Annotated in this window: 26 protein-coding genes; 12 read left to right on the top strand and 14 right to left on the bottom strand. The window is 69.1% G+C overall.

Features of this window, described 5'->3' with window-relative positions; genetic code table 11:
- Window position 1 precedes the first annotated feature (1 nt).
- Window positions 2–1,492, top strand: coding sequence for a gamma-aminobutyraldehyde dehydrogenase (locus BST17_RS13740; protein ID WP_165762274.1), 1,491 nt, complete (start codon window positions 2–4; stop codon window positions 1,490–1,492).
- A 56-nt stretch (window positions 1,493–1,548) separates the two neighbouring features.
- Here the strand turns inward: BST17_RS13740 and BST17_RS13735 are convergent, their stop codons facing one another.
- Window positions 1,549–2,409 (bottom strand): universal stress protein, encoded by an 861-nt coding sequence (locus BST17_RS13735; RefSeq protein WP_083058817.1) that lies wholly within the window; start codon window positions 2,407–2,409, stop codon window positions 1,549–1,551.
- A gap of 21 nt (window positions 2,410–2,430) precedes the next feature.
- Window positions 2,431–3,939 carry an APC family permease gene (locus BST17_RS13730; protein ID WP_083058814.1) on the bottom strand — a complete coding sequence of 503 codons (1,509 nt, stop codon included), beginning with the start codon at window positions 3,937–3,939 and terminating at the stop codon, window positions 2,431–2,433.
- Window positions 3,940–4,064: 125 nt separating this feature from the next.
- Here BST17_RS13730 and BST17_RS13725 point away from each other — a divergent pair, with 125 nt between their 5' ends.
- Entirely contained in the window at window positions 4,065–4,991 is a 927-nt protein-coding gene (locus tag BST17_RS13725; protein ID WP_083058810.1) for a sigma-70 family RNA polymerase sigma factor, read from the top strand.
- Here BST17_RS13725 and BST17_RS13720 read toward each other — a convergent pair.
- Window positions 4,936–5,523 (bottom strand): carboxymuconolactone decarboxylase family protein, encoded by a 588-nt coding sequence (locus BST17_RS13720; protein ID WP_083058806.1) that lies wholly within the window; start codon window positions 5,521–5,523, stop codon window positions 4,936–4,938. The genes BST17_RS13725 and BST17_RS13720 overlap by 56 nt on opposite strands.
- Window positions 5,524–5,601: 78 nt before the next feature.
- Here BST17_RS13720 and BST17_RS13715 point away from each other — a divergent pair, with 78 nt between their 5' ends.
- Both BST17_RS13715 and BST17_RS13710 read left to right on the top strand, forming a co-directional pair.
- Window positions 5,602–6,726, top strand: a complete 1,125-nt coding sequence (locus tag BST17_RS13715; RefSeq protein ID WP_083058803.1) for an AI-2E family transporter — start codon at window positions 5,602–5,604, stop codon at window positions 6,724–6,726.
- A gap of 211 nt (window positions 6,727–6,937) precedes the next feature.
- The gene (locus tag BST17_RS13710; protein ID WP_331250689.1) at window positions 6,938–7,729 is read left to right on the top strand and encodes a type IV toxin-antitoxin system AbiEi family antitoxin; all 792 of its coding nucleotides are present in this window, start codon (window positions 6,938–6,940) and stop codon (window positions 7,727–7,729) included.
- A gap of 26 nt (window positions 7,730–7,755) precedes the next feature.
- On the opposite strand, the gene BST17_RS13705 is transcribed toward BST17_RS13710, so the two are convergent.
- The 4 genes from BST17_RS13705 to sdhC are packed head-to-tail and all read right to left on the bottom strand — an operon-like array spanning window position 7,756 to window position 11,236.
- Window positions 7,756–8,538, bottom strand: a complete 783-nt coding sequence (locus tag BST17_RS13705; protein WP_083058797.1) for a succinate dehydrogenase iron-sulfur subunit — start codon at window positions 8,536–8,538, stop codon at window positions 7,756–7,758.
- Window positions 8,539–8,575: 37 nt separating this feature from the next.
- The gene (gene sdhA, locus BST17_RS13700; RefSeq protein ID WP_083058793.1) at window positions 8,576–10,330 is read right to left on the bottom strand and encodes a succinate dehydrogenase flavoprotein subunit; all 1,755 of its coding nucleotides are present in this window, start codon (window positions 10,328–10,330) and stop codon (window positions 8,576–8,578) included.
- A 13-nt stretch (window positions 10,331–10,343) separates the two neighbouring features.
- A complete protein-coding gene (locus BST17_RS13695) occupies window positions 10,344–10,811 on the bottom strand; it encodes a succinate dehydrogenase hydrophobic membrane anchor subunit (protein ID WP_083058790.1) in 468 nt (155 codons plus the stop codon).
- A complete protein-coding gene (gene sdhC / locus BST17_RS13690) occupies window positions 10,808–11,236 on the bottom strand; it encodes a succinate dehydrogenase, cytochrome b556 subunit (RefSeq protein WP_083058787.1) in 429 nt (142 codons plus the stop codon). The genes BST17_RS13695 and sdhC overlap by 4 nt, the downstream gene beginning before the upstream one ends.
- 214 nt (window positions 11,237–11,450) lie before the next feature.
- Here sdhC and BST17_RS13685 point away from each other — a divergent pair, with 214 nt between their 5' ends.
- The 3 genes from BST17_RS13685 to BST17_RS13675 all read left to right on the top strand — a co-directional run bounded on the left by BST17_RS13685 (window position 11,451) and on the right by BST17_RS13675 (window position 14,353).
- Window positions 11,451–11,861 (top strand): cytidine deaminase, encoded by a 411-nt coding sequence (locus tag BST17_RS13685; RefSeq protein WP_083058784.1) that lies wholly within the window; start codon window positions 11,451–11,453, stop codon window positions 11,859–11,861.
- Window positions 11,858–13,201, top strand: a complete 1,344-nt coding sequence (locus tag BST17_RS13680) for a thymidine phosphorylase (protein WP_083058781.1) — start codon at window positions 11,858–11,860, stop codon at window positions 13,199–13,201. The genes BST17_RS13685 and BST17_RS13680 overlap by 4 nt, the downstream gene beginning before the upstream one ends.
- Window positions 13,202–13,264: 63 nt before the next feature.
- On the top strand, window positions 13,265–14,353 hold the full coding sequence (locus BST17_RS13675) for an adenosine deaminase (RefSeq protein ID WP_083058778.1): 1,089 nt from the start codon (window positions 13,265–13,267) through the stop codon (window positions 14,351–14,353).
- A 45-nt stretch (window positions 14,354–14,398) separates the two neighbouring features.
- Here BST17_RS13675 and satS read toward each other — a convergent pair whose 3' ends face one another.
- From satS to BST17_RS13660, 3 genes are all read right to left on the bottom strand, one after another.
- A complete protein-coding gene (satS, locus tag BST17_RS13670; protein WP_083058775.1) occupies window positions 14,399–15,664 on the bottom strand; it encodes a protein export chaperone SatS in 1,266 nt (421 codons plus the stop codon).
- 64 nt (window positions 15,665–15,728) lie between these two features.
- Window positions 15,729–16,724: a C40 family peptidase gene (locus BST17_RS13665; protein ID WP_083058771.1), complete on the bottom strand. Its 996-nt coding sequence runs from the start codon at window positions 16,722–16,724 to the stop codon at window positions 15,729–15,731.
- A 1-nt stretch (window position 16,725) separates the two neighbouring features.
- Complete coding sequence (locus BST17_RS13660; protein ID WP_083059237.1) at window positions 16,726–17,016, bottom strand: hypothetical protein; 291 nt, start codon at window positions 17,014–17,016, stop codon at window positions 16,726–16,728.
- An 83-nt stretch (window positions 17,017–17,099) separates the two neighbouring features.
- On the opposite strand from BST17_RS13660, the gene upp reads away from it, so the two are divergent.
- Complete coding sequence (gene upp / locus BST17_RS13655) at window positions 17,100–17,723, top strand: uracil phosphoribosyltransferase (RefSeq protein WP_083059235.1); 624 nt, start codon at window positions 17,100–17,102, stop codon at window positions 17,721–17,723.
- Here upp and BST17_RS13650 read toward each other — a convergent pair whose 3' ends face one another.
- Together BST17_RS13650 and BST17_RS13645 are read right to left on the bottom strand one after the other, a co-directional pair.
- Window positions 17,724–19,316, bottom strand: coding sequence for a phospho-sugar mutase (locus BST17_RS13650; RefSeq protein ID WP_083058767.1), 1,593 nt, complete (start codon window positions 19,314–19,316; stop codon window positions 17,724–17,726).
- The gene (locus BST17_RS13645) at window positions 19,313–19,762 is read right to left on the bottom strand and encodes a MarR family winged helix-turn-helix transcriptional regulator (protein WP_083058764.1); all 450 of its coding nucleotides are present in this window, start codon (window positions 19,760–19,762) and stop codon (window positions 19,313–19,315) included. Before BST17_RS13645 ends, BST17_RS13650 begins: the two co-directional genes overlap by 4 nt.
- Before the next feature lie 91 nt (window positions 19,763–19,853).
- Between BST17_RS13645 and BST17_RS13640 the strand changes: the two genes are divergently transcribed.
- Entirely contained in the window at window positions 19,854–20,969 is a 1,116-nt protein-coding gene (locus BST17_RS13640) for an AbrB family protein (RefSeq protein WP_083058761.1), read from the top strand.
- A gap of 6 nt (window positions 20,970–20,975) precedes the next feature.
- On the opposite strand, the gene BST17_RS13635 is transcribed toward BST17_RS13640, so the two are convergent.
- Window positions 20,976–22,109 (bottom strand): FAD-dependent oxidoreductase, encoded by a 1,134-nt coding sequence (locus BST17_RS13635; protein WP_083058757.1) that lies wholly within the window; start codon window positions 22,107–22,109, stop codon window positions 20,976–20,978.
- Between the two features lie 97 nt (window positions 22,110–22,206).
- On the opposite strand from BST17_RS13635, the gene BST17_RS13630 reads away from it, so the two are divergent.
- Window positions 22,207–22,752: a TetR/AcrR family transcriptional regulator gene (locus BST17_RS13630; protein ID WP_083058754.1), complete on the top strand. Its 546-nt coding sequence runs from the start codon at window positions 22,207–22,209 to the stop codon at window positions 22,750–22,752.
- On the opposite strand, the gene BST17_RS13625 is transcribed toward BST17_RS13630, so the two are convergent.
- A complete protein-coding gene (locus BST17_RS13625) occupies window positions 22,749–23,543 on the bottom strand; it encodes a purine-nucleoside phosphorylase (protein WP_083058752.1) in 795 nt (264 codons plus the stop codon). The two genes, BST17_RS13630 and BST17_RS13625, sit on opposite strands and share 4 nt — an antisense overlap.
- Before the next feature lie 18 nt (window positions 23,544–23,561).
- Between BST17_RS13625 and BST17_RS13620 the strand changes: the two genes are divergently transcribed.
- Window positions 23,562–24,746, top strand: coding sequence for a M20 family metallopeptidase (locus BST17_RS13620; protein WP_083058749.1), 1,185 nt, complete (start codon window positions 23,562–23,564; stop codon window positions 24,744–24,746).
- Window positions 24,743–25,912, top strand: a complete 1,170-nt coding sequence (locus tag BST17_RS13615; protein WP_083058745.1) for an amidohydrolase — start codon at window positions 24,743–24,745, stop codon at window positions 25,910–25,912. The genes BST17_RS13620 and BST17_RS13615 overlap by 4 nt, the downstream gene beginning before the upstream one ends.
- The last annotated feature ends 85 nt before the right edge of the window (window positions 25,913–25,997 follow it).

Raw genomic sequence — 25,997 nt, 5'->3', positions numbered from 1 at the left:
CGTGAGTGCTCAAACCCCGGCGATCGCCGGCAGTTGGATCAATGGTGCAGCAACAACCACGACGGGGCCGGCCTTCGAGGTCATCAACCCCGCGACCGGTGCGGTGGCGGCGACATATGCGCTGGCCACCCCGGCCGATGTCGACGCCGCGGTGGCGGCAGCGCGCGCGGCGCAACCGGCCTGGGCGGCCGCGCCGCCGGTCGAGCGGGCCGGCGTGCTGGCCAAACTGGCCGAACTGATGGAGGCGGCCGCCGACACGTTCATCGCCGAGGAGGTCGCCCAGTGCGGCAAGCCGGTGCGGTTGGCCACCGAGTTCGACGTGCCGGGCAGCATCGACAACATCGCGTTCTTCGCCGGTGCCGCACGGCATCTGGAGGGTAAGGCCAGCGCCGAGTACTCGGCCGACCACACCTCCAGCATCCGGCGCGAGGCCGTCGGCGTCGTCGCGACCATCACGCCGTGGAACTACCCGCTGCAGATGGCGGTCTGGAAGGTCATCCCGGCGCTGGCCGCAGGGTGCGCGGTGGTCATCAAACCCGCCGAGATCACCCCGCTGACGACACTGACGCTGGCCCGCATCGCCGCCGACGCGGGGCTGCCGGCCGGCGTCCTGAACGTCGTGACCGGGTCGGGCGCCGACGTGGGGACCGCGCTGGCCGGGCACCCCGATGTGGACGTGGTGACCTTCACCGGGTCGACGCCGGTGGGACGCAAGGTGATGGCCGCCGCGGCGGTGCACGGCCACCGCACCCAGCTCGAGCTCGGTGGCAAGGCGCCGTTCGTGGTGTTCGACGACGCGGACCTCGACGCCGCCATCCAGGGCGCGGTCGCCGGGTCGCTGATCAACAGCGGCCAGGACTGCACCGCGGCGACCCGGGCCATCGTCGCGCGCGACCTCTACGACGACTTCGTTGCCGGTGTCGGTGAGGTGATGAGCAAGATCGTCGTCGGCGACCCGCACGACAAGGACACCGATCTGGGTCCGCTGATCACCTACGCGCACCGGGAGAAGGTCGCCGCGATGGTGTCGCGGGCGCCGGATCAGGGTGGGCGCATCGTCACCGGGGGCGTCATCCCGGACCTGCCCGGAGCGTTCTACCGGCCGACCCTGATCGCCGATGTGTCGGAGTCCTCGGAGGTCTACCGCGACGAGATCTTCGGCCCGGTGCTGACGGTGCGCGCGTTCACCGATGACGACGATGCGCTGCGCCAGGCCAATGACACCGCCTACGGTCTGGCCGCCTCGGCGTGGACCCGCGACGTGTACCGGGCCCAGCGGGCGTCCCGCGAGATCAACTCCGGGTGTGTGTGGATCAACGACCACATCCCGATCATCTCCGAGATGCCACACGGGGGTGTCGGGGCCTCCGGGTTCGGAAAAGATATGAGTCAGTACAGCTTCGAGGAGTATCTGACCATCAAGCACGTGATGAGCGATATCACCGGTGTTGCCGACAAGGAGTGGCACCGGACGATCTTCGCGTCTCGCTGAGTGCGCGATGTGCGGAGTCTGAGCCGTGATCATCACGGCTCGGACTCCGCACGTCGCTACTCGTCGCGGGGGATCACGATCACCGGGGCATCGGTGCCGGCCAGGATGCGCGATGCCGTCGAGCCCAGGAAGATCCGCTTCGGCGCGGCGAACCGGCTGGAGCCGACGACCAGGATGTCGTCGGGGTCCCAGCTGAGCTTCTTCAGGGCGGATTCCAAAGTCATCCCGTCGGCGACGAGTGATTCGATGTCGGGTGAATCGGGCAGGGCGCGTGCCGCCACACCCAGATTCTCCTGCGCGGCCGACACCTGCATGGCGCGCAGATCCTTCAGGTCTTCGGCCTCGGCCAGATTCTCCGCGGACACCAGCGACACCATCCGGATCGACAGATTCGCCGCGCTGGCAAGGGTGATCGCGAACGGCAGCGGGTTGTCGTCACCGGGCCGGCTGGGCACCGCGGCCGTCACCGCGGCGATGGTCTCCGGCGGGTCCTCGGCATAACCGCGCGGGGCCAGTGCCACCGGAATCGTCGAACTGTGCAGCAGCGCACTGGAAACCGGACCGATCACATGGCCACCGAAGAAGCCGTCGCGGGCCCCGCCGACCACGATCAGATCCGATTCGTGCGCCTCGGCGAATTTCTCCAGTTCCTCGGCGAACGATTCCCCGACCAGCACGGTGGCGTCGACGGACTTGGCCGCGCCGGTCAGCGTGCCGACCGCCTTGGCGACCCACTGCTTGCCCTTCTCGATCAGCAGTTCCTGATACTGGGCGCGGCCGGGATGTCCGTCGGGCAGTTCCTCGCGGACCACGAGCACCACGTCGACGTCGGCGTCGAAGGTGCGGGCCAGCGCGGCGGCCAGCGCGACGCCGTCGTCGCCGGTGGGGGTGGCCAGATAGCCGACCGTCAGATGCATGGTGTCGCCTGCGCTTTCGTGTCAGTACACATCGGGGACCTTGACCTCGGTATCGGCGCGCAACGTCTGACCGCGGAAGAAGCGCTTGGTGCCGAAGGCAAAGCACGCCAGCATCAACGGGATACCCAGGACCAGCATGCCGACGCCGAGTACGAACACTCCGCCGATCGGTCCGAATGCGGTGAAGCCGTAGTCGGGGGCGATCATGTCCTTGGCGCTGATGCCGAACGCCACGGCCATGGCCAGTCCACCCAGCAGTGGGAAGATGCCGCGGAAGAACAGGTTTCGTACCGAGGAGAACAACGTCCGGCGGAAGTACCAGACGCAGGCGAACGCGGTGATGCCGTAGTAGAAGGCGACGGCCAGGCCCAGTGAAGCCACCGAGTCGGCCAGCGCGTTCTCCGACAGGAAGGTGAGCACGAGGTAGAAGAACAGCGCCATGGCACCCATCACGATGGTGCCGAAGGCCGGCGTCATGTACTTGGGATGGACGCTGGCGAAGCGTCTGGGCAGCGCCTCGTAGACGGCCATCGACAGGGTGCCGCGCGCGGTGGGCAGGATGGTGGTCTGGGTGGAGGACAACGCCGACACCGACACCGTCAGCAGCAGAAGCGAAGCCAGGATGGGGCCACCGACGGGCTCGCCGAGGACGGTCAACACGTCGTCGGTGTTGTTCGGATTGTTCAGCCCGATGCCGACCACGCCGAACCCGGCGAAGGATTGAACCGCGTAGGCCACCAGTACATAGGTGCAGACCAGGATCAGGGTGGTGATGACCGCGGCGATACCCGGTGTGCGGCCCGGGTTCTTGGTCTCCTCGCCGACGGCCAGGCAGGCGTCCCAACCCCAGTAGATGAAGACGCACAGGATGATCGCCGCCGCGATCGAGGAGATGTCCAGGCCGGCCGGCCACAACCAGGACAGCGACGGGCTGACGGCCTGGGCGCCCGCGGTGTTGCCGAACACCCGGATCAACGCCCAGATGCTCGCGACGATCAGCACGCCGAACTGGATGGTGATCAGGACGTTCTGCATCTTCTCCGAGACGACCACGCCGCGCGCGCTCACCAACGTCATGGCGATGATGAAGAACGAGCCCAGGGCAACCTTGGCGAACAAGTTGTCCGCCAGCGCATCCTGGCCGAGAAATTTGAACAGGTAGATCGCGGCGATCTCGGCGACGTTGGCGAGCACGATGATCGCCGACACGGCCAATCCCCAGCCGCCGATCCAGCCGATCCACGGGCCGAAGGCCTTGGTGCCCCAGGTGAAGGTGGTGCCGCAATCCGGGGTGTCGGCCGAGAGTTCCTTGTAGGCGAAGGCGACCAGCAGCATCGGGATGAAGGCCAGCACGAACATCGCCGGCGCCTTGTCGCCGACATTGAGCACCACGTAGCCCAGCGTCGCTGCCAGGCTGTAGGCCGGTGCCACCGCGGCCAGTCCGATGACCACGTTGCCGACCAGGCCCAGCGCGCCGGCCTGCAGGCCCTTGTCGGTGGTCGCCGGTGTCGGCTGCTCCGCGATTGCCATGCGCGTGAATATACGGTTTCAGTTGTCTCTGGGGGCTGATACGACGAAAAGGTTTTCATTCGGGTAACACGGCAACGGATTCAACACATGCGGAGGCTTGCGGCGGCGAGTTCTAGACTCGGCGCATGACGGCGAGCACGTGGACCGACGAGTTCGAGGAGTTGCGTCCGCACCTGCTGGCCGTCGGGTACCGACTCACCGGAACCTACGCCGACGCCGAGGACATCGTCCAGGACGCCTGGCTGCGCCGACACGGGACCGGTGAGCAGATCGTCGACCTGCGGGCGTGGCTGACGACGGTGGTGAGCCGACTCGGTCTGGACAGGCTGCGCTCGGCGGCGCACCGCCGGGAAACCTATGTGGGGCAGTGGTTGCCGGAGCCGGTGGTGACCGGACTGGCCGGTGATGATCCGCTGGCCGCGGTGGTGGCCGGTGAGGACGCCCGCTTCGCGGCCATGGTGGTGCTGGAGCGGTTGACGCCCGAGCAGCGGGTGGCCTTCGTGCTGCACGACGGTTTCGGGGTCCCGTTCGATGAGATCGCCGCGATCCTGGGCATCAGTGCCGCCGCAGCGCGTCAGCACGCCTCGCGGGCCCGCCGCGCCGCAGCCGCACCGGACGCCGTGTCACCGGACACCCACAACGAGGTGGTGGGCCGGCTGATGGCGGCGCTGGCCGAGGGTGATCTCGACGCCGTCGTCGCGCTGCTGCATCCCGAGGCCACCTTCACCGGTGACTCGAACCGGCGGGCACCGACCGCCCCGCGTGTCATCCACGGCGCCGAGAAGGTGGCGCGGTTCCTGTCCGGGTTGGCCCGCCGGTACGGACCGAACTGGATGGCCGGCAGCGAACTGGTGCTGATCAACGGCGAACTCGGCAGCTACACACCCGGCGCGCCCGCCGTCGACGGCTATCCCGAACTCATGCCGCGCATCAGCGCGATGACCATCAGAGACGGGTTGGTCTACGCCGTCTGGGATATCGCGAACCCGGACAAGTTCACGGCGTCTCCGCTGCATCGGCCCACGGAACCCGGCACGCATCCCCGGAACTGAAGCCCTGCTCGGTGATGCCCAGCGCCGAGTACATCCGGGCCCGCATGTTCTCCACCCCGATCTGATAGGTCAACTCGATGACGCCGTCGTCGCCGAAGCGCCGCCTCAGGTCGGCCACCTGCTCGTCGGTCACGGTGTGCGGATCCGTGGTCATCGCATCGGCGTAGGCGATTGCGGCGCGCTCGTCGTCGTCGAACAGTGGTGAACTCGCGTACTCGTCGATGGTCTTGAGCCTGTCGACGTCCAGACCGTCCAGGCGTTGCAGCATGGAGCCGAAATCCACGCACCAGGAACACCCGATGGTGCGCGCGGCCCAGAACACGGACAGCTCGCGGACGCTGGCCGGCAGGGTCTTCGATCCGGACTGCAGCAGCATCTCGTGCACGGCGTTGGCCGCAAGCAGCCGCGGGTGGTGTGCGGCGACGGTGAACGGTTCGGGGACTTCGCCGAACCTGCGCTTGGCGAACCGGTACATCAGCCGGGTGAGGATGCCGGCGTCGGCGGGGGCCAGGGGAGCGATTCTCGTTGTCATACAGATAAGACGGGACAGGCCGACAATTTGTGACCGGTGTTCCAGTTCGAACCCCTCGGGTGCGGGTAGAGAGGAAGCGTGACTGACAAACTGCCGAGCCGCGGCTCGGTATTCGGTGCCCATCTCCGGTCGGCCGCCACGGTCTCGGTCCAGGTCGTCGCGGTGTCGGCGTTCCTGTGGATTCTGGCGTGGGTCGTCGGTGAGGCCTGGGTGATCATCCTGCCGGTGGCGCTGGCGGTGGTGGTCTGCACCGTGTTGTGGCCGCCGGTGCGCTGGATGCGATCCAGGGGAGTCCCGCCCGCCGCCGCGGCTCTGCTGATGCTCGTGGTGGCGCTGGCGGTGATCGCGGGGTTGATCGCGGCGGTGGCCCCGGCGATCGTCGAGCAGTCGACCGAACTCGCCGAGCAGGCGACCGCCGGCGTGGTGCAGGTGCGCGACTGGCTGGGCGGTCCGCCGCTGAACATCAGTCAGGCGCAACTCGATTCGGCCGTGACGGCGATCAACGACCAGCTCAACTCGAGCAGCAGCCAGATCGCGAGCGGCGTGTTCACCGGGGTCGGGGCGGCCACCTCGGCACTGGTCACGCTGTTCACCACCATCGTGGTGATCTTCTTCCTGCTCAAGGACGGCCCGCGGTTCATCCCGTGGCTGCGGCGTTCTGTCGGGCATCCCGGCGCTCCGCACCTGGCCGAGGTGTTGCAGCGCATCTGGGCCACCCTGGGCGGGTTCATCCGCACCCAGGCGCTGGTCAGTTTCGTCGACGCCGTGCTGATCGGGATCGGCCTGGTGGTCCTGGGCGTGCCGCTGGCCTACGCGCTGGCGATCATCACCTTCATCGGTGGTTTCGTGCCGATCGTCGGTGCCTTCGTGGCCGGCGGCCTGGCGGTGCTGATCGCGTTGGTGGCCAACGGCCCGGTGAACGCCCTGATCGTGTTGGCGATCATCATCGCGGTGCAGCAACTGGAGGGCAATGTGCTGCAGCCGTGGTTGCAGTCCAAGTCGATGAAGCTGCACGCGGTGATCGTGCTGCTGGCGGTGACGCTGGGCGCATCGACGTTCGGCGTCATCGGCGCGTTCCTGGCGGTGCCGGTGGCCGCGGCGGTCGCGGTGATCATCCGGTATTACGACGAGCAGGTCGCCGAGCGGGCGGGGGAGAACATCGGGCCCGAGCCGCCCCCGGAGGATGCGGCCGCTGAGGAGTGACCGCCAATCTGAAGTAGATGGCGTGATTGGCCAGTATTTCCGCCATCTAGTTCAGACCCGGCGGCGGTGGAACCGGCGGGCCCACCGCTGCGTCTGAATTCGCATGGTCTTTCTCGGCTCCGAAGCGCTGGCCGCCGGTACCGTCACGCGCCATCAGCTCACCCACCACCACGAGATGTTGCACCGTGATGTGTATGTGGCGCGGGGTTCCGTGCTGACGCCGGTCGATAAAGCGCGGGCTGCGTGGCTCTGGTCGCGACGTCGTGGTGTTGCCGCGGGGCTGTCGGCGGCCGCTCTGCACGGCTGCAGATGGATCGACCCGGCATTACCCGCCGAGCTGATTCAGCGCAGCCAGCACAAGGTGGCCGGCATCCTGCTGCATTGTGAGCATCTGCCCGCAGACGACATCTGCGTCCTCGACGGCATCCGGGCGACGACACCGGCCCGGACCGCCTTCGATCTCGGCCGCCGCCGGGGATTGGTGCGTGCTGTGAGCCGGGTCGACGCGTTGCTACAGGCAACGGATCTCACACTTGATGGGCTGCAGGCTCTGATGGACGATCACGGGGGAGCGCGTGGCGTCGTGCAGCTGCGCCGAGTAATCGACCTGGCCGATGTTGGCGCCGAGTCACCGCAGGAGACGCGGCTGCGCCTGGTGCTGACACAGGCCGAGTTGCGGCCGTCGCGAACCCAGATCGAGGTGTTCGACCATGAGATTCTGGTCGGCCGCCTGGATATGGGCTATCCGGAGTGGAAGGTCGGGGTGCAGTATGACGGGGCGCAACACTGGACCGATCCTCGCCAGCGGGCGCTCGACATCGATCAGGATGCCCGTTACCGCGAACTGGGCTGGCGCATCGTCCGGGTGGACGCAGACCTACTGCGCCGCAGGCAGCTGCTGATCGTCCGCCGGGTCCGGGGCGATCTGGACGCCGCCGGTGCTCCCCAGGAGCTGCCCAACATGAAGAAGATGGCGAGACTTCTAGGAAATCTCGCCATCTAGTTCAGACTCGAAGCAAGCAGAAGGACCTAACGCGCGAACATCAGCGCGCGCTTGACCTCCTGGATCGCCTGGGTCACCTGGATGCCACGCGGGCAGGCCTCGGTGCAGTTGAACGTGGTGCGGCAGCGCCACACACCGTCGACCTCGTTGAGGATGTCCAGGCGCTCGGCCGCACCCTCGTCACGCGAATCGAAGATGAACCGGTGCGCATTGACGATCGCGGCCGGGCCGAAGTAGGACCCTTCGCTCCAGTACACCGGGCACGAGGTGGTGCAGCAGGCGCACAGGATGCACTTGGTGGTGTCATCGAACCGGGCCCGGTCGGTCGCACTCTGCACGCGTTCCTTGGTCGGCGGGTTGCCGCTGGTGATCAGGAACGGCTTGACCGCACGGTAGGCGTCGAAGAACGGCTCCATGTTCACGATCAGGTCCTTCTCCACGGGCAACCCGCGGATCGGCTCGATCGTGATGGTCAGCTGCTTGGAAGCCTTCTTGGGCAGCATGTCGCGCATGAGCACCTTGCACGCCAGCCGGTTCACCCCGTTGATGCGCATGGCATCCGAACCGCACACCCCGTGCGCGCAGGACCGGCGGAACGTCAGCGTGCCGTCGAGGTACCACTTCACGTAGTGCAGCAGGTTCAGCAGCCGGTCGCTGGGCAGGCACGGCACCCGGAAGCTCTGGTAGCCGGCCTCGTCGGGAGCGTCCGGGTTGAACCGGGCGATCTTGAGCGTGACCATGACCGCGCCGTCGGGCACGGGCGGCAGCTCCGGCCCGTCGGTGGCAGGCTTCTCCAACACTGAAGTCATTTTGTCTCCTCGCGCAAGCGCTCGTCAGCCGCCATGGTCAGTACTTCCGTTCCATCGGCTCATACCGGGTCTGGACCACGGGCTTGTAGTCCAACCGGATATCGCTCAGCAGATCGGTGCCCTCTTTGTAGGCCATCGTGTGACGCATGTAGTTGGTGTCGTCGCGGTTGGGGTAGTCCTCGCGGGCATGGCCGCCGCGGGATTCCTTGCGGTTGAGTGCACCGACGACGGTCACCTCGGCCAGCTCCAGCAGGAAGCCGAGCTCGATCGCCTCCAGCAGATCGCTGTTGTAGCGCTTGCCCTTGTCCTGCACCGAGATCCGCGAGTAACGCTCCTTGAGTGCGTGGATGTCGGTGAGCGCCTGCTTCAGCGTCTCCTCGGTGCGGAACACCGCGGCGTTGTTGTCCATCGACTGCTGCAGCTGGGTGCGGATGTCGGCGACGCGCTCGTTGCCGTGCTCGGACAGGATGTCGCCGACCCAATCCACGACCATGTTCGCCGGGTCGTCCGGCAGATCGACGTGGTTGTGGTTGAGCGCGTACTCGGCGGCGGCGATACCGGCGCGACGGCCGAACACGTTGATGTCCAGCAGCGAGTTGGTGCCCAGCCGGTTGGCGCCGTGCACCGACACACACGCACACTCGCCGGCGGCGTACAGGCCGGGGATGATGTTGGTGTTGTCGCGCAGCACCTGGCCGTTGACGTTGGTCGGGATGCCGCCCATCACGTAGTGGCAGGTGGGGTACACCGGCACCAGCTCGGTCACCGGATCCACGCCCAGGTAGGTGCGGGCGAATTCGGTGATATCGGGCAGCTTGGCCTCCAGCACGTCCTCGCCGAGGTGCCGCACGTCGATGTAGACGTAGTCCTTGTTCGGTCCGGCGCCGCGGCCCTCGAGCACCTCGAGCACCATCGAACGGGCGACGATGTCACGCGGGGCCAGGTCGACGATGGTCGGTGCGTAACGCTCCATGAAGCGCTCGCCGTCGGCGTTGAGCAGGCGGCCGCCCTCGCCGCGCACGGCCTCCGAGATCAGGATGCCCAGACCGGCCAGACCGGTCGGGTGGAACTGGTGGAACTCCATGTCCTCCAGCGGAAGTCCCTTGCGGAAGATGATGCCCAGGCCGTCACCGGTGAGGGTGTGGGCGTTGGAGGTGGTCTTGTACATCCGGCCCGACCCGCCGGTGGCGAAGACGATCGCCTTGGCGTGGAAGACGTGGATGTCGCCGGTGGCCAGCTCGTAGGCGACCACGCCGGTGGCCACCGGGCCGCCGGGGGTGTCGGTGAGCACGACGTCGAGGGCGTAGAACTCGTTGAAGAACTGCACATCATGCTTGACGCAGTTTTGGTAGAGCGTCTGCAGGATCATGTGGCCGGTGCGGTCGGCGGCGTAGCAGGCCCGGCGCACCGGGGCCTTGCCGTGGTCACGGGTGTGACCGCCGAAGCGGCGCTGGTCGATCCGGCCCTCGGGGGTGCGGTTGAACGGCATCCCCATCTTCTCCAGGTCGTAGACCGCGTCGATGGCTTCCTTGCACATGATCTCGACGGCGTCCTGGTCGGCGAGGTAGTCCCCACCCTTGACGGTGTCGAAGGTGTGCCATTCCCAGTTGTCGTCCTCGACGTTGGCCAGCGCGGCGCACATGCCGCCCTGGGCCGCGCCGGTGTGACTCCGCGTGGGGTACAGCTTGGTCAGCACCGCGGTGCGGGCGCGGGGTCCGGCCTCGACGGCAGCGCGCATGCCCGCGCCGCCGGCGCCGACGATGACGACGTCGTAACGATGTTCTTGAATCATCCTGCGTCCCTAGCTAGATATTGGCGTCGAACGTGACGAGCACGTAGCTGCCCAGCACCAGCGTGAAGCCGGTCGCCAGCAGCAGCAGCGAGTTCAGCCAGAACTTCGTGGTGTTCTTGCGGGCGTAGTCGCCGATGATGGTGCGCATGCCGTTGGCGCCGTGCAGCATCGCCAACCACAGCAGGGCCATGTCCCAGATCTGCCAGAACGGCGACGCCCAGCGTTCGGCGACGTAGTTGAAGTCGATCCGGTACACACCGTCTTCCCACAGCAGCATGATGAAGAGGTGGCCGAGCGCCAGGAAGACCAGCGCCACGCCGGAGAACCGCATGAACAGCCAGGCGTACTTCTCGAAGTACGGGATGCCGCGGGGCTTACGCGGTGCGCGCGGGTGGTCCAGGCTCGCCGGCCGGTCGTGTTCCTTCTCCTGCACCGGGGCGATACGCCCCTCCTTGTGGTGCGGGGTCCATGCTTCGGTCACAGGAATCGCTCCGCCATGTGCATACCGATCACTCCCACGGACGGGATCATCACGGCCAGCCAGACGCCGGCGATGACCCACAACATCTTGCGCTGATACTTGGGACCCTTCTGCCAGAAGTCGATCAGGATCACCCGGATGCCGTTGAGCGCGTGGTACAGCACCGCGGCCACCAGGCCGAGTTCCATCAGCCCGATGATCGGCGTCTTGTACGTCTCGATGATCTGGTTGTAGGCCTCCGGGCTGACCCGGACGAGTGCCGTGTCGAGCACGTGCACCAACAGGAAGAAGAAAATGGTGGCGCCGGTGATGCGGTGCAACACCCAGCTCCACATACCTGGGTCGCCGCGGTACAAGCTGCGGCGGCGCGCCGGTTTCGATCGCGGTGCCGGGATATCGGATTCCGCGGCCGTGGCTGTGCTCATTGAGTCCTCCAACGCCTTCGGTGGACGTCTGGGGGCAAGGCTGATATCCGTCCCCAAACCTCGTGGCGACTCTAATCCCATTTGGGGTGCCTGAAGAACTAGCGTGGGGGTCCAAGCGGCCCCCTTACCACAAAGTTAGGGTTACCTACCTTGTTCCCCTGCTTGGGAAGTGGAGTTTTCGGAATGCATTCAGACGACGGTGAACGGGCGCGAAATGACTGGTGAAATCAAATGGAATGTGCTGCGGGACAAGGCAATCGACGTATCGAGACGGGCGTACGCGCCCTATTCGGGCTTCCCGGTGGGGGCGGCGGCGATCACCGACGATGACCGAATCATCCTCGGATGCAATGTGGAGAATGTCTCATATGGCCTGGGTCTCTGTGCCGAGTGCGCTGTGGTCTGCGCCCTGCATTCCAGCGGTGGTGGACGGCTGGTCGCGCTCAGTTGTGTCGCCGCCGACGGGGCCCCGCTGATGCCGTGCGGCCGGTGCCGGCAGCTGCTCTACGAACACGGCGGGCCCGAGCTGCTCATCGACCACCCCGACGGCCCCAAGCGGCTCGCCGAACTGCTGCCCGACGCGTTCGGCCCGAACGACCTGGAGCGGGCGGGGAGGCACCCATGAACCATCCGAAGCCGAGCGGGAGTGCGGATCGCAGCGAGGGACGAGCGAGCGCAGGGGCGAACATCGAGTTCGATGCCCCGTCGGTGATCCGCACCAAGCGTGACGGCGGCGTGCTGTCCGACGCCGCCATCGACTGGGTGATCGACGGGTACACCCACGGCCGGGTGGCCGACGAGCAGATGTCGGCGCTGCTGATGGCGATTTTCCTGCGCGGCATGACGCCCGCGGAGATCGCCCGCTGGACCGCGGCGATGATCGACTCCGGCGAGCGCTTCGACTTCGGCGATCTGGGCCCGCCGATGGTGGACAAACACTCCACCGGCGGGGTCGGTGACAAGATCACCATCCCCCTGGTACCGGTGGTACTGGCTTGTGGCGCAGCGGTTCCGCAGGCCGCCGGCCGCGGTCTGGGCCACACCGGCGGCACGCTGGACAAGTTGGAATCCATTGCCGGATTCACCGCCGAACTGTCCACCGCGCAGATCCGAGCCCAGCTCGCCGGAGTGGGCGCGGCGATCTTCGCAGCCGGCGGGCTGGCCCCCGCCGACCGCAAGATCTATGCGCTGCGCGATGTCACCGCGACCACCGAATCGCTGCCGCTGATCGCCAGCTCGGTGATGAGCAAGAAGCTCGCCGAGGGGGCCCGGTCGCTGGTGCTCGACGTGAAGGTCGGCAAGGGGGCCTTTCTGAAGACCGAGGCCGAATCACGGGAGCTCGCCGCGACGATGGTCGCCCTCGGCAACGCCAGCGGGGTGCCGACGCGCGCGCTGCTGACCGATATGAACCGTCCGCTCGGCCGCACCGTCGGCAACGCGGTGGAGGTCGCCGAGGCCCTGGAGGTGCTCGCCGGGGGCGGGCCTGAGGATGTCGTGACGCTGACGGTCGCGCTGGCCGCCGAGATGCTCGACGCCGCCGGGGTGGACCACACGGACCCGGCCGAGACGCTGCGAAATGGCACCGCCATGGACCGGTTCCGTGAACTGGTCACCGCCCAGGGTGGTGACCTGGACCGGCCGCTGCCCGTCGGCGCGCACTCGGAGACGGTGACGGCCGGCACCGGCGGGGTGATGGGCGATATCGACGCCATGGCGGTCGCGATGGCGGCCTGGCGTCTCGGCGCCGGCCGCGCGGCGCCCGGCCAACCCGTGCAATTCGGTGCCGGGGTACGCATCCACCGCCGGCCGGGCGAACCCGTCGCCGCCGGGGAACAGCTGTTCACGCTCTACACCGACACCGCCGACCGGCTCGCGCCCGCGCTGGCCGAACTCGAGAGCGGCTGGAGCGTCGGCGCCGCGGCACCGGAGATCGGTCCGCTGATCATCGACCGCATCGAAGGGTGACCGACCGGCGACGGTTCGGTGAACAGGGCTGCCGGTTCTTGCCTGCGCGAGGAAGATGGACAGATGAGTACGCCTTTGACGCTCGACCTCATCGAACAGGCCCCCAAGGCCCTCCTGCACGACCACCTCGACGGGGGGTTACGGCCGGCCACCGTGCTCGATCTGGCGCAGCAGAACGGATATGAGGGCCTGCCCACCACCGACGCCGACGAGCTGGCGACCTTCTTCCGTACGGCCGCCCACAGCGGGTCGTTGGAGCGCTACCTGGAGCCGTTCGCCCACACCGTCGGGGTGATGCAGACCCCGGAGGCGTTGCACCGGGTGGCCTACGAGTGCGTCGAGGACCTCGCCGCCGACAACGTCGTCTATGCCGAGGTGCGGTTCGCTCCGGAACTGCACATCGACGGTGGCCTGTCGCTGGACGCCGTCGTCGACGCGGTGCTCGACGGATTCGCCGAGGGCGAGAAGGCGGCGGCCGGGGCCGGGCGCGCGATCGTGGTGCGCTGTCTGGTGACCGCCATGCGTCATGCAGCCCGGTCCCGTGAGATCGCGGAACTGGCCGTACGGTTCCGCGACCGCGGGGTGGTCGGATTCGACATCGCCGGCGCCGAGGCCGGGTATCCGCCCAGCCGGCATCTGGACGCCTTCGAGTACATGCGAAGCAACAACGCGCGCTTCACCATTCATGCCGGCGAGGCGTTCGGGCTGCCCTCCATCCACGAGGCGATCGCGTTCTGCGGAGCCGACCGGTTGGGGCATGGGGTGCGCATCGCCGACGACATCACGGTGGCCAAGGACGGCACCCTACAGCTGGGCCGGCTGGCAGCATTGCTGCGGGACAAGCGAATTCCGCTCGAACTGTGCCCGAGCTCCAACGTGCAGACCGGCGCGGTCGGCAGCATCGCCGAGCACCCGTTCGATCTGTTGGCGCGCGCCCGGTTCCGGGTCACCGTGAACACCGACAACCGGCTGATGAGCGACACCACCATGAGCCAGGAGATGCTGCGCCTGGTCGAGGCGTTCGGCTACGGCTGGAGCGACCTGCTGCGATTCACCATCAACGCGATGAAGTCGTCGTTCCTGCACTTCGACGAGCGACTGGCGCTCATCGACGGGGTGATCAAGCCGCGGTACGCGGTGCTGATCGGCTGACTTGTGGGGTTTCGGCCGGACTCTTTAGGGCTGAAACTCCGCAGTTCACTCGGCGCGCAGCCGTGACTCGGTGAAGCGCTCCAGTTCCTCCCACTGCTCCACCGCGGCGGCCGTGGAGCCCTTGGGCTTGGGCTTGCCGGGGTCGAGCACGTGGTCGACGAAGGCGCCCAGCGGTTGGTCGGCGGCCAGCGCCTTGGACACGCTCGGGTCCTCGGCGTAATCGCCGACGTCCCTGAGGAATTCCAGCGCCAGGTCGAGTTGGTCACGGTCCACGGCCTCGGGACCGTCGGCGATGTCATCGGCCAGGCCGGACAGCACGTAGATGTTCTCGTCGGTGACCTCGACGCGCAGCGAGCCGTCGGTGGCGGCGGTCCGGATGATCTCGTAGGAGCTGAAGCCGGACAGGTCGCTCTCGTGCTCGTCGGCCAGGTAGCGGGCCAGCGCGCGTTCGGAGCTGAAGACGCTGATGCGGCCGTTGCGGCCGAGGAAGCGCGGCTCGTCGCCGATGTAGCAGCGCAGCGTGTAGAGGGTGCCGCCGCTGGTCATGATGCGGATCGGGTCGATGCCGACCTGCGTCCAGAAGTCTTCGTCGCCGCCGAGCACCTGACGCTCGGCCTCGGCCTCGAGAGCATCTTCCTCTTCCTCGGTGTCGACCACGCCCTCGATGACCACGTCGTCATCGTCGTCGACCAGGATGTCGTCCTCTTCGGGTGCGGGCTCGTCGAGTTCGGCGGCGGCCTTGGCCGATTCGGCCTCGTCCACGTCCGGCGTGCTCACCAGCGCGTCGAGGGTGTCGATGACACCGTCCCAGGCGCGGCCGATGACGGTCTCGATCTCCGACCACCGCTTGCGGCCGGCGCGGCCCTCGAAGGCCTCGATACCGCCGCCCAGGGTGCCCAGCACCGGGTTGCCGTTGAAGAACTTGGTGATGGTGGGTAGCTCGCACACGTTGCCGATGGCCGACACCAGCGCCAGCGCGCCGCGTAGCGCAGCGACCGAATCGGCGGTGGGCTTCTCGGCGACGACCTCGGGCACGCCGATCAGGTCGTGCTGCTGATCCTCGGCCGGATCGAACCGGTGCGCGTTAGCTTTGGTGAGCCTGTCCCAGGCCGGGTGATCGGTCAGGTCGTTGTCATCGTTGGTCCGCACGAATGCGGCCAGGTCGGCGGCCGACTCGAACGCGAAGATGTCCTCGTCCTTGCCGAGGAACGCCTCCCACTCGTCGCCGGCATCACGCCAGCGCGGAGCCCACAGGGTGTACAGGTCGCCATTGGTCAGTCCGAGCCGGACCGGCACGATGTCAGCCGCCATGCGGCATAGCGTAACGATGCATGCTGAGCGGTTTCGGGCCACACCCTGGGACAGCGACCGCACCTCACGCGGTCGGCCGCCAGAAGCCCTGGAATCCCTGGCCGGCGTTGGTCGTGCGGATGGGCGACAACTGCACCGGGTCACCGGCCTCGATCATCGTCCCGTTGCCGACGATCATCGCGACGTGACCGTCCCAGACCGCCAGGTCGCCGGGTCGCAGCGAACCGGCATCGACGGCCGCGCCGATGTCCTGCTCCTGGGCCAGCCGCGGCAGGGTCAGGCCGGCCTCGCGGTAGGCCCACTGCGTCAACCCACTGCAGTCCAGCCCGACGCCCGCGGTGGTGCCGCCCCATTGATAGGGCACGCCGAGCTGGGTGAGCGCATGCCGCACCGCCCCGGCGGCCACCGCATTCGGCGCCTGCACCGAGGTGCCGTCGGGCAGGCGCACCGCCACCCCCGCGCCGAATTCGGCGGCATCGGGCCGCGGGGTGTCGCGGTGCGCGGCCAGGACCGCCTCACCGGGACCCGAACCACCCCAGGCCGTCGGGCCCGGGCCGAAGCCGCCGACGCCGGGCACCGCACCGAACCCACCCGCGGCCGGCATCGCCTGCGCCCCGCCGGCCAGTGCGCCACGCAGGCCGTCGACAAGTTGTCCGGCGGTCGCCTGCGCGTGCTGGGCCTCCCCGGGCAGTGCCGCGCTGCCGCCGGGCTGCGCCTCCAGCGCGGTGGCCCGGGCCTCGAAGTCGGCGATCAGCCGTTCCAGCTCGGCCCGGGCGACGCTGACCTGCTGCGCCGCGGCGTCGACCTCGCCACCCATCGCCTCGAGTTCTCCGGCCAGCGTGTGCAGCGCCGCGGCCAATTGGTCCAGCCGGTCGGTCGCCGCGGCGGCAGCCGGCCCGGCCCACGCGTGCTGCAGCCGCTCGCTGAGCCGGGCGACGGCGGCGCCGAGGTCGGACAGGTGCGCGCGCAGCCGCTGCAGGTCGACGGCGGGCCGGGCGGCATCGCCGGGCCCGAGCTGTGCCAGCAGCTGGTGCAGCGGGGCGCTGAGGGCGGTGGGCATGTCAGATGGCGAGGACGGCGACGGCATGCTGTTCGGCGCCGATGTAGGCGGCCGCGCCACCGGCCGCGGCACCGGCCGCTGCGTCCAGGGCCGCGCTCAGCCGCGCGGCCCACTGCGCCGTCGCATCGAGCGCGGTGGTCAACGCGGTCATGAACTCGGCGCCCACCGGTCCGAGGGCGGCGGCGCAGGCCGGTGCGACCCCCGGCAGGGCGGCGGCGACGGCGTCCAGGTCGGCGGACAGCCGCCGCAGCTCGGTGCCCAGGGTTGCGATGGCCGCGGTATCAGCGAACATGCCGTTATGACGCAGCCGCCGCCGCTTCGGTTCCATCGAGTTTTCGACCGCCGGGCCGACTAGTCTCTCAGCCCATGGATCCCATCGATGTCCATGTCGTCGATCACCCGCTGGCCGCAGCCCGTCTGACCGCCCTGCGCGACGAACGCACCGACAATGCCGCCTTCCGTGCGGCATTGCGCGACCTGACCCTGATGCTGGTCTACGAGGCGACCCGGGATGCCGCCACCGAGTCGATCCGGGTGCGCACCCCGCTGACCGAGACCGACGGCACCAGGCTGGCCAACCCGCCGCTGCTGGTGCCCGTACTGCGGGCCGGGCTGGGCATGGTCGACCAGGCGCACGCGCTCATCCCCGAGGCCCAGGTCGGATTCGTCGGGATCGCCCGCGACGAGCAGACCCACCAGCCCACGCCGTATCTCGCCTCGTTGCCCGATGATCTGCGCGGCCGTGCGGTGTTCGTGCTCGACCCGATGCTGGCCACCGGGGGATCGATGGCGCACACCCTCGGGTTGCTGCAGGAGCGCAATGCCGATGACATCACCGCGATCTGCGTGGTCTGCGCACCGGAGGGGATCGCCGCGCTGGAACAGGTTGCGCCCGGAATCCGGCTCGTCACCGCGACGATCGACGACGGGCTCAACGAGATCGCCTACATCGTGCCGGGATTGGGTGACGCCGGTGACCGGCAGTTCGGGCCGCGCTGACTAGAACCGCTCGACGACCGTGCGCACCGCTGCGCCCAGGGTCGCGGCCTCGGCGCGCGCGGCGGGCAGGTCATCGGTGCGCGGGCGGCGGATCTCGATGTAGGACTTCAGTTTCGGTTCGGTGCCCGACGGTCGCACCACCACCCGCAGTCCGTCGCCGGTGAAGACCAGACCGTCGGTGCGCTGCTGCCCGCGGCGCAGGTTCAGATCCTCGACCCCGACCGCGATCCCGGCGAACTCCTGCGGCGGGTCGGCCCGCAGCCGGGTCATCGCCGCGGTCGCGTCGTCGACGCGACGTGACACGGCCAACGTGTGGTGCACACCGTGGCGGCGCGCGAGGTCGTCGAGCGCGTCGAGCAGGGTGCGGCCCTGTGCGCGCAGGGCCGCCACCAGATCGCAGCCCAGTACGGCGGCGCTGATGCCGTCCTTGTCCCGCACCGCATCCGGGTCCACGCAGTGCCCGATGGCCTCCTCGTAGGCGTAGATCAGCCCGTCGCCGGCGCGGGCCAGCCATTTGAATCCGGTCAGCGTCTCGACGTGCCGCGCGCCGTGGTGGGCGGCGATCGCAGCCAGCATCCGGGAGGACACCACCGTGCTGGCCACCAGGGCGTGCTGCGGATCCGGGTGCGAGGAGAGCAGGTAATCGCCCAGCAGCCAACCGGTTTCGTCGCCGGTGAGCATGCGCCAGCCGGGCGTTGCCCCCTCGCTGCCCGCGGTCGGAACACCGATGGCGCACCGGTCGGCGTCGGGATCCAGCGCGATCGCGATATCGGCGTCCTCGTCGGCCGCGGCCGCCAGCACCAGGTCGGCGGCCCCGGGCTCCTCTGGATTGGGGAAGGCCACGGTGGGGAAGTCGGGGTCGGGCGCGAACTGTTCGGCGACGATGTGCACGTCGTCGATACCCGCCAAAGCCAGTGCATCGAGTGCGAATTCGCCGCCGACACCGTGCAGCGGGGTCAACGCCACCCGCACCGACCCCGCCGAGCGGCGCACCGCGGCCGCTTTCTCGAGATAGTCGGCGACGATATCGGCACCGGCGAATTCGACCGGAGTACGGGCGATCTGATCGGCATGCGGGGCGCGCGCGATGGCGGCCTCGATATCGCGGTCGGTGGGCGAGATGATCTGCATGCCGCCGTCGCCGTAGACCTTGTAGCCGTTGTCGGTGGCCGGATTGTGCGATGCGGTGATCTGCACCCCGGCGGCTGCGCCGAGTCGGCGGACCGCGAAGGCGACCACCGGGGTGGGGGCCGGGGCATACAGGAAGGTCACCGCGAAGCCCTCGGCGGCAAGGACTTCGGCGGCGGCGGTGGCGAACTGCTCGGACCCGTGTCGGGCGTCGCGACCCACCACGACCGGCGATCCGCCCAGGCAACGCTGCTTGAGCACCTGGGCCAGCGCCCAGGTGGTGCGCAGGACGACGGCCAGATTCATCCCGCCCGGCCCGCCGCGCAACGGACCGCGCAGGCCCGCTGTCCCGAAGGTCAACGGATGGGCGAACCGGCGGGCGAGTTCGTCGTCGTCGCAGCCGGCCAGCTCGGCGGCGGTGGCCGGATCCGGGTCGTGGGCGATCCAGTCTCGCGGCTGCGTCATGCCCCGATTGTGCCTGCCTCGGCGTCGGCGAGCTTGCGTAGTACCGGGGCGACGAGCATCAGCAGGTCGAACTCCAGATCGGTCAGGTTCTCGCGCATCGACCGGTGCAGCCAGGCGTCTCGCTCGGCGCGGTCGGCGGCGAGCAGGTCGGCGCCGGCATCGGTCAGTTCGACCAGCTGGCGCCTGCGGTCCTCGGCATCGGTGCGCCGCGACGCCAGACCCGCCGCGACCAGGCCGTTGATGCTGTCGGTCAGCGACTGCACCCGCACGTGCATCCGGGTGGCGAGCTCGGCCGGGGTGGCGGCGCCGGTCCGGGTGACCTCTGCCAGCACCTGCATCTGGCTCAGCGTCAGACCGTGGTCGGGGCGATGACGGCGCAACTGACGGGCCACCGCCATCACCGATTCCCGCAGCGCGGTGGCAGCGGGTGGATCCGAGTGCGTCATATACCAAGTTATACCTTGCTATTACTACAAGAAAGTGCAGTTTGCATGACCTCGATGGCAAGGAGATACTTGTCATCGAAGGGAGTGATCGTTGACAGGCAAGGCGCGCACGACGGCGAAGTGGTTGGTTCTGGCGGCGACCAGCGTGGCCGTGACGGTGGGGTTCACCGCGGTGGGCGTGCCGTCGGCGGGGCTGTTCGCCGCGCTCGTCGTCGGCATCGCGCTCGCCCTGACGTCCTTCGCTCCGGCCGGGGTGCCACGTCGGCTCGCAACGGCAGCCCAGGGTGTGCTCGGGGTGTACATCGGCACGATGGTGTCCCAGGACGCGGCGGCCGCCCTCGGTCCGGACTGGCCGGTCGTGGTGGCCGTCGCGGTGGCCACCCTGCTGCTCAGCGTGCTGGCCGGAGCGCTGCTCGGACTGCGCCGTGACATCACCCCGCTGACCGGGTCGCTGGCGCTGACGGCGGGCGGCGCCTCGGGGCTGGTTGCCATTGCCCGCGATCTGGGCGGCGACGAACGTGTGGTCTCGGTGGTGCAGTACCTGCGGGTGGGAGTCGTGACGGCATCCATGCCACTGGTGGTGACCTTGATCTTCCACGCCGACAAATCGCACCCGGCGGCCTCACCGCTGACCGACACCGCCGCCGCACCGTGGTATCTGAGCGTCGCGATCATGGTCGTGCTGGTGCTGGTCGGGACCGTGGTCGGCAAGCTGATCCGGCTGCCCGGGGCGGGCCTGCTCGGACCGCTGGCGCTGACCGTCGCCCTCGAGCTGAGCGGCTACTCGTTCGGCCTGAGCGTGCCCGTCGTGCTGGTCCAGCTCGGCTATCTGCTGATCGGGTGGCAGGCCGGATTGACGTTCACCCGCGAATCCCTGCGCTCGGTCGGCCGGGCGCTGCCGGCGGCGTTGGCACTGATCGTCGTGCTCACCGTCGCCACCGCCGGTCTCGGCGTGCTGCTGGCCCATCTCACCGGCCTCACCCTGCTCGAGGGGTATCTGGCCACCAGCCCGGGTGGGGTGTACGCAGTCCTGGCCACCGCCGTCGAGACCGGCTCCAACGTCACCTTCATCATCGCCGCCCAGGTGGTGCGCATCCTGCTGATGCTGTTCGCGGCGCCGTTCCTGGCCAAGGGGATGGCGGCACTGAGCCGGCGCCGCGCGGCGCGTCGGGGCGACGCCGCGGTCACTGCGCACGCTGTCAGATGATCTGCTTCAGCGCCGGTCCAGGCCGGACAGCCGGAGTGCCGCGGCACGTCGGACGGCAGGCACGGTGCCGGCCAACCGCAGGGCGGCGTTGCGGAACGGCCGTCGGTGGCGGGGCAGGGTCGCAACGTCGGTGAGTCTGCCCGCCATGGTGATGACGCGTTCGGCGGTGCGGTGGCGCGCTGCGGCGTAGTCGTCGAGCAGCGCTGTCGGCTCGCCGCCCAGCACCCGGTCGAGCACCTCGCCGGCGGCGACGGCGTCCTCGATGCCGAGGTTCATGCCCTGCCCGCCCGCGGGCGAGTGCACATGCGCCGCATCGCCGGCCAGCAGCACCCGATCTGCGCGGAACGCATCGGCGATCCGGTGGTGCACACGAAAGCGTGAACCCCACACGACCTGCTCGACGATCGCCGGCCGTGCCTGCGGGCCACGCTCGTCGAGCAGCCGTTGGACGAACGGGACGTCGGGTTCGGCCGGCGCCACGTCGACCGTCGCGACGATCCGGTGACGATTGTCGGGCAGCGGCGCGACCACCACCAGGCCCGCCGGCGAGAAGTACAGGACCACCTCGTCAGCAGGCATGCCGCCGGACAGGCGGACATCGGCGAGCACGAACGACTCGGCATAGGTGCTGCCGCTGAAACCGATGCCTGCGCCCTGCCGCACGGTGCTGCGCAGACCGTCGGCGCCCAGCAGGTAGTGCGCGTGGATCTGCCCGCCGTCGGCACAGGTGGCGATCACACCGTCGGTGTGGTGCGTGACGGCGGTGACCTCCGCCGGGCGCCGGACCTGCCCGCCGAGGTTCTGCAGCCGCTTGAGCAGCAGCGCTTCGGTGTCGGCCTGCGAGATCATCAGCGTGTACGGATATGGCGTCGGGAGGTTGCCGAACGGCACGGTGAGCAGGACCGAATCACGGTCCCGGATGGTGAACACCGGCGTGTGCACGCCGCGGCTCACCAGATCGGGTGTGACGCCGTAGGGAGCGAGCAGTTCCAGGGTGCGTGAGTGCACGACGGCGGCGCGGGAGGTGTTCGCTCCGGCGGCCTGGTCGTCGACCACCAGGACGCGGCGGCCCCGCTGGGTGAGCACCACCGCGGCGGTCAGGCCGACCGGGCCGGCTCCGACGATGAGGACGTCGAACATGGCAACTCCTTAGTCAACGAGCGTTGGCCAACAACTGTTGGCAACGATATGCCCGCTATTGCACCAAGTCAACAGTTGTTGGCCTACGATCGTTGGCATGAGACGCTCGGCATCCGAGACCAAGGCCGTGATCCTGGCCGCAGCCCGGGAACGATTCGCCGCCGATGGCTACGAGCGGGCCACCATCCGTGCCATCGCCGCCGACGCCGGGATCGACCCGTCGATGGTCATGCGCTATTACGGCAGCAAGGAAGGCCTGTTCGCCGCGGCCGCCGAGTTCGACCTCGAACTGCCGGAGCTGGCCGACGTTCCGATCGACGAGGTCGGGACGGCGCTGGCGGCCCACTTCGTCGCGCGGTGGGAACGTGATGAGGCACTGCTCATCCTGCTGCGTGCCGGCGTCACCAACGAGGCGGTGGCCGAACGGATGCGCACGATCTTCGCCGCGCAGCTGGCCCCGGTGATCGGCACGGTCATCGCGGACCCGGCGCAGGCACCGATCCGCGCCGGCCTGGCGGCCACCCAGGTGCTCGGGATGGTGCTGTGCAGGTACGTCCTCGCCTTCGCGCCGTTGCAGCAGATGACGAACGACGAGGTGGTCGGGTGGATCGGACCGACGTTGCAGCGCTACCTGGTCGGCTAGATCCGCGCGATGACCGCCGCCAACAGCGCACCCATCCGGGTTGCCGACTGCCGGCCCGCCTCCAGCACCTCTTCGTGGTTCAGCGGTTGTCCGGTCATCCCCGCGGCCAGATTCGTCACCAGCGAGATGCCGAGCACCGTGGCGCCGGCCGCCCGGGCCGCGATGGTCTCGTGCACCGTAGACATGCCCACCAGGTCGGCGCCGATCGTGCGCAGCATCCTGATCTCCGCCGGCGTCTCGTAGTGCGGGCCGGGCAGCCCGGCGTACACGCCCTCGGCCAGGCCGGGATCGATATCGCGGGCCACCGCCCGCAACGCGGGGGAGTAGGCGTCGACCAGGTCGACGAACTGCGCACCGACCAGGGGGGAGCGCCCGGTCAGATTGAGGTGGTCGGAGATCAGCACCGGCTGACCGACCGACATGTCGGCGCGCAGACCGCCGGCCGCGTTGGTCAGGACCACCGTGCGCACGCCCGTGGCGCACGCCGCACGCACCGGGTGCACGACATGGCGCAGGTCATGCCCCTCATACGCGTGAATCCGTCCGACCAGCACCAACACCCGGTGTGCACCGATGCGCAGCGAATGCACCTGCCCGCTGTGACCGGCCGCGGTGGGCGGGGTGAAGCCGGGCAGATCGGCCATCGGCAGCGACACCGACGGCTCACCCAGCGAGGCCAGCGCGGGGGCCCACCCGGACCCGAGCACGACGGCGACATCGTGGGCGGGCACACCGGTCTGTTCACCGATCGCGCGGGCGGCGGCATCGGCGGCGGACTGAGGATCTGACACGAGTGAGATACTGCCAGGATGTCCACGGTCACCGCGTCGTCGAGCGTCGAGGACGCCGTCAACCGCCGCAGTGGCGATCTGATCGCGCTGTCGCACGATATCCACGCCGAGCCCGAACTGGCGTTCGCCGAGCACCGCAGTTGCGCCAAGACCCGGGCGCTGGTCGCCGAGCGCGGCTTCGAGATGCTCGACGCCCCCGGCGGGCTGGACACCGCGTTCCGCGCCGAGTACGGCAGCGGGGACCTGGTGATCGGGATCTGCGCCGAGTACGACGCACTGCCCGAGATCGGGCATGCCTGCGGACACAACATCATCGCCGCCTCCGCCGTGGGCACCGCGCTGGCGCTGGCCGAGGTGGCCGACACCCTGGGCCTGAAGGTGGTGCTGATCGGCACCCCGGCCGAGGAAGCCGGCGGCGGGAAGGTGTTGTTGCTCAACGCCGGGACGTTCGATGACATCGCCGCCGCGGTGATGCTGCATCCCGGGCCCGCCGATATCGCGGCGGCCCGCTCGCTGGCCCTGTCCGAGGTCGCGGTCGGCTACACCGGTCGGGAGTCGCACGCGGCCGTCGCGCCGTATCTGGGCGTCAACGCCGCCGACGCGGTGACCGTCGCGCAGGTGGCGATCGGCCTGCTGCGCCAGCAGCTGGCACCCGGGCAGATGATGCACGGCATCGTCACCGACGGCGGTCAGGCCACCAACGTCATCCCCGGGCACGCCGAGCTGCGCTACACCATGCGCGCCACCGACATGAGCTCGCTGAAATCCCTGGAGGAACGGATGGCCGGGTGCTTCGCGGCCGGCGCGGTCGCCACCGGCGCCACCCACGAGATCCGCGAGACGGCCCCGCCGTATGACGCGCTGGTGCCCGACCCCTTCCTGTCCGAGGTGTTCCGGTCCGAGCTGCTGCGCGCCGGACGGCACCCGCTGCCGGTCGAGCTGGAGGCCGCGCTGCCGCTGGGCAGTACCGATATGGGCAACGTCACCGCGCTGCTGCCCGGTATCCATCCCGTCGTCGGGATCGATGCCGGCGGCGCGTCGCTGCACCAGCCGGAGTTCACCGCCGCGGCGGCCGGACCGAGTGCGGACCGGGCCGTCGTCGAGGGGGCGATCATGTTGGCGCGCACCGTCGTTGCGCTGGCCGAAGATGCCGGTCAGCGCGACCGGGTGCTGGCCGCACACGCAGCGCGGAGGGCCTCATGACCCTGCGCGCGCACACCGAGGCCTGGCTGGCCGCCCACCACGACGATCTGGTGTCCTGGCGTCGCCACATCCACACCCATCCCGAGCTGGGCCGCCAGGAGTTCGCCACCACCGAGTTCGTCGCCACCCGGCTGGCTGATGCCGGGCTGAACCCGAAGGTGCTGCCCGGTGGTACCGGGCTGACCTGTGACTTCGGCCCCGAGGATCGGCCGCGGATCGCGCTGCGCGCCGATATGGACGCACTGCCGATGGCCGAGCGCACCGGCCTGCCGTTCAGTTCGGCCGTCCCGGGTGTCGCGCACGCCTGTGGTCATGACGCCCACACGAGCGTCCTGCTGGGTGCGGGTCTGGCGATGGCGTCGGCCCCGGAACTGCCCGTGGGGGTGCGGCTGCTCTTCCAGCCCGCCGAGGAACTGATGCCCGGTGGGGCCATCGACGCGGTGGCCGCCGGGGCGGTCAACGGGGTGGCGCGGATCTTCGCGCTGCACTGTGATCCGCGCCTGGAGGTCGGCAAGGTGGCGGTCCGGCTGGGTCCCATCACCTCGGCAGCGGACTCCATCGAGATCACCCTGCACTCACCCGGTGGGCACACCTCGCGGCCGCACCTGACCGGCGATCTGGTCTACGCGTTGGGCTCACTGATCACCGGGGTGCCCGGGGTGCTGTCGCGGCGCATCGACCCGCGCAAGAGCACCATCATGGTGTGGGGCGCGGTCAACGCCGGCGTCGCGGCCAACGCCATCCCGCAGACCGGGACTCTGGCAGGCACCATCCGCACCGCCAGCCGGGAGACCTGGCTCACCCTCGAAGCGCTTGTCCGCGAGGTGGTTTCGTCCCTGCTGGCGCCGCTGGCGGTGGAACACAGCGTGAATTACCGCCGCGGCGTGCCCCCGGTGGTCAACGAGGAACTGTCCACCCGCATCTTCACCCACGCCATCGAGGCACTCGGGCCGGATGCGCTGGCCGACACCCATCAGTCCGGCGGCGGCGAGGACTTCTCCTGGTATCTGGAGGAAGTGCCCGGCGCGATGGCCCGCCTGGGGGTGTGGTCGGGACGCGGGCCGCAGCTCGATCTGCACCAGCCGACATTCGACCTGGACGAGCGCGCGCTCGCGGTCGGGGTGCGCACGATGGTCAATCTGGTGGAGCAGTCCGGCCTCGTCTGAGCGCGAGCGACCATTGCTCCTATGTCAAGCAGCGGCCTGCGTGTGGGTTTCTTGGCTGGTTCCGCTTTTGGTTTGGTCTGCGTGT

Source organism: Mycolicibacterium bacteremicum (genome assembly GCF_002086115.1).
Classification (GTDB): domain Bacteria; phylum Actinomycetota; class Actinomycetes; order Mycobacteriales; family Mycobacteriaceae; genus Mycobacterium; species Mycobacterium bacteremicum.
The sequence above is the reverse complement of the archived record's forward strand: the minus strand, read 5'-3'. Positions and strand labels throughout refer to the sequence as shown.

Excerpts from the sequence above, each read along its gene's own strand:
- BST17_RS13735 (WP_083058817.1), bottom strand. The coding sequence starts at position 2,409 with ATGCATCTGACGGTCGGCTATCTGGCCACCCCCACCGGCGACGACGGC.
- BST17_RS13730 (WP_083058814.1), bottom strand. The coding sequence starts at position 3,939 with ATGGCAATCGCGGAGCAGCCGACACCGGCGACCACCGACAAGGGCCTG.
- BST17_RS13725 (WP_083058810.1), top strand. The coding sequence starts at position 4,065 with ATGACGGCGAGCACGTGGACCGACGAGTTCGAGGAGTTGCGTCCGCAC.
- BST17_RS13720 (WP_083058806.1), bottom strand. The coding sequence starts at position 5,523 with ATGACAACGAGAATCGCTCCCCTGGCCCCCGCCGACGCCGGCATCCTC.
- BST17_RS13705 (WP_083058797.1), bottom strand. The coding sequence starts at position 8,538 with ATGACTTCAGTGTTGGAGAAGCCTGCCACCGACGGGCCGGAGCTGCCG.
- sdhA (WP_083058793.1), bottom strand. The coding sequence starts at position 10,330 with ATGATTCAAGAACATCGTTACGACGTCGTCATCGTCGGCGCCGGCGGC.
- sdhC (WP_083058787.1), bottom strand. The coding sequence starts at position 11,236 with ATGAGCACAGCCACGGCCGCGGAATCCGATATCCCGGCACCGCGATCG.
- BST17_RS13685 (WP_083058784.1), top strand. The coding sequence starts at position 11,451 with ATGACTGGTGAAATCAAATGGAATGTGCTGCGGGACAAGGCAATCGAC.
- BST17_RS13680 (WP_083058781.1), top strand. The coding sequence starts at position 11,858 with ATGAACCATCCGAAGCCGAGCGGGAGTGCGGATCGCAGCGAGGGACGA.
- BST17_RS13675 (WP_083058778.1), top strand. The coding sequence starts at position 13,265 with ATGAGTACGCCTTTGACGCTCGACCTCATCGAACAGGCCCCCAAGGCC.
- satS (WP_083058775.1), bottom strand. The coding sequence starts at position 15,664 with ATGGCGGCTGACATCGTGCCGGTCCGGCTCGGACTGACCAATGGCGAC.
- BST17_RS13665 (WP_083058771.1), bottom strand. The coding sequence starts at position 16,724 with ATGCCCACCGCCCTCAGCGCCCCGCTGCACCAGCTGCTGGCACAGCTC.
- BST17_RS13660 (WP_083059237.1), bottom strand. The coding sequence starts at position 17,016 with ATGTTCGCTGATACCGCGGCCATCGCAACCCTGGGCACCGAGCTGCGG.
- BST17_RS13650 (WP_083058767.1), bottom strand. The coding sequence starts at position 19,316 with ATGACGCAGCCGCGAGACTGGATCGCCCACGACCCGGATCCGGCCACC.
- BST17_RS13645 (WP_083058764.1), bottom strand. The coding sequence starts at position 19,762 with ATGACGCACTCGGATCCACCCGCTGCCACCGCGCTGCGGGAATCGGTG.
- BST17_RS13635 (WP_083058757.1), bottom strand. The coding sequence starts at position 22,109 with ATGTTCGACGTCCTCATCGTCGGAGCCGGCCCGGTCGGCCTGACCGCC.
- BST17_RS13630 (WP_083058754.1), top strand. The coding sequence starts at position 22,207 with ATGAGACGCTCGGCATCCGAGACCAAGGCCGTGATCCTGGCCGCAGCC.
- BST17_RS13620 (WP_083058749.1), top strand. The coding sequence starts at position 23,562 with ATGTCCACGGTCACCGCGTCGTCGAGCGTCGAGGACGCCGTCAACCGC.
- BST17_RS13615 (WP_083058745.1), top strand. The coding sequence starts at position 24,743 with ATGACCCTGCGCGCGCACACCGAGGCCTGGCTGGCCGCCCACCACGAC.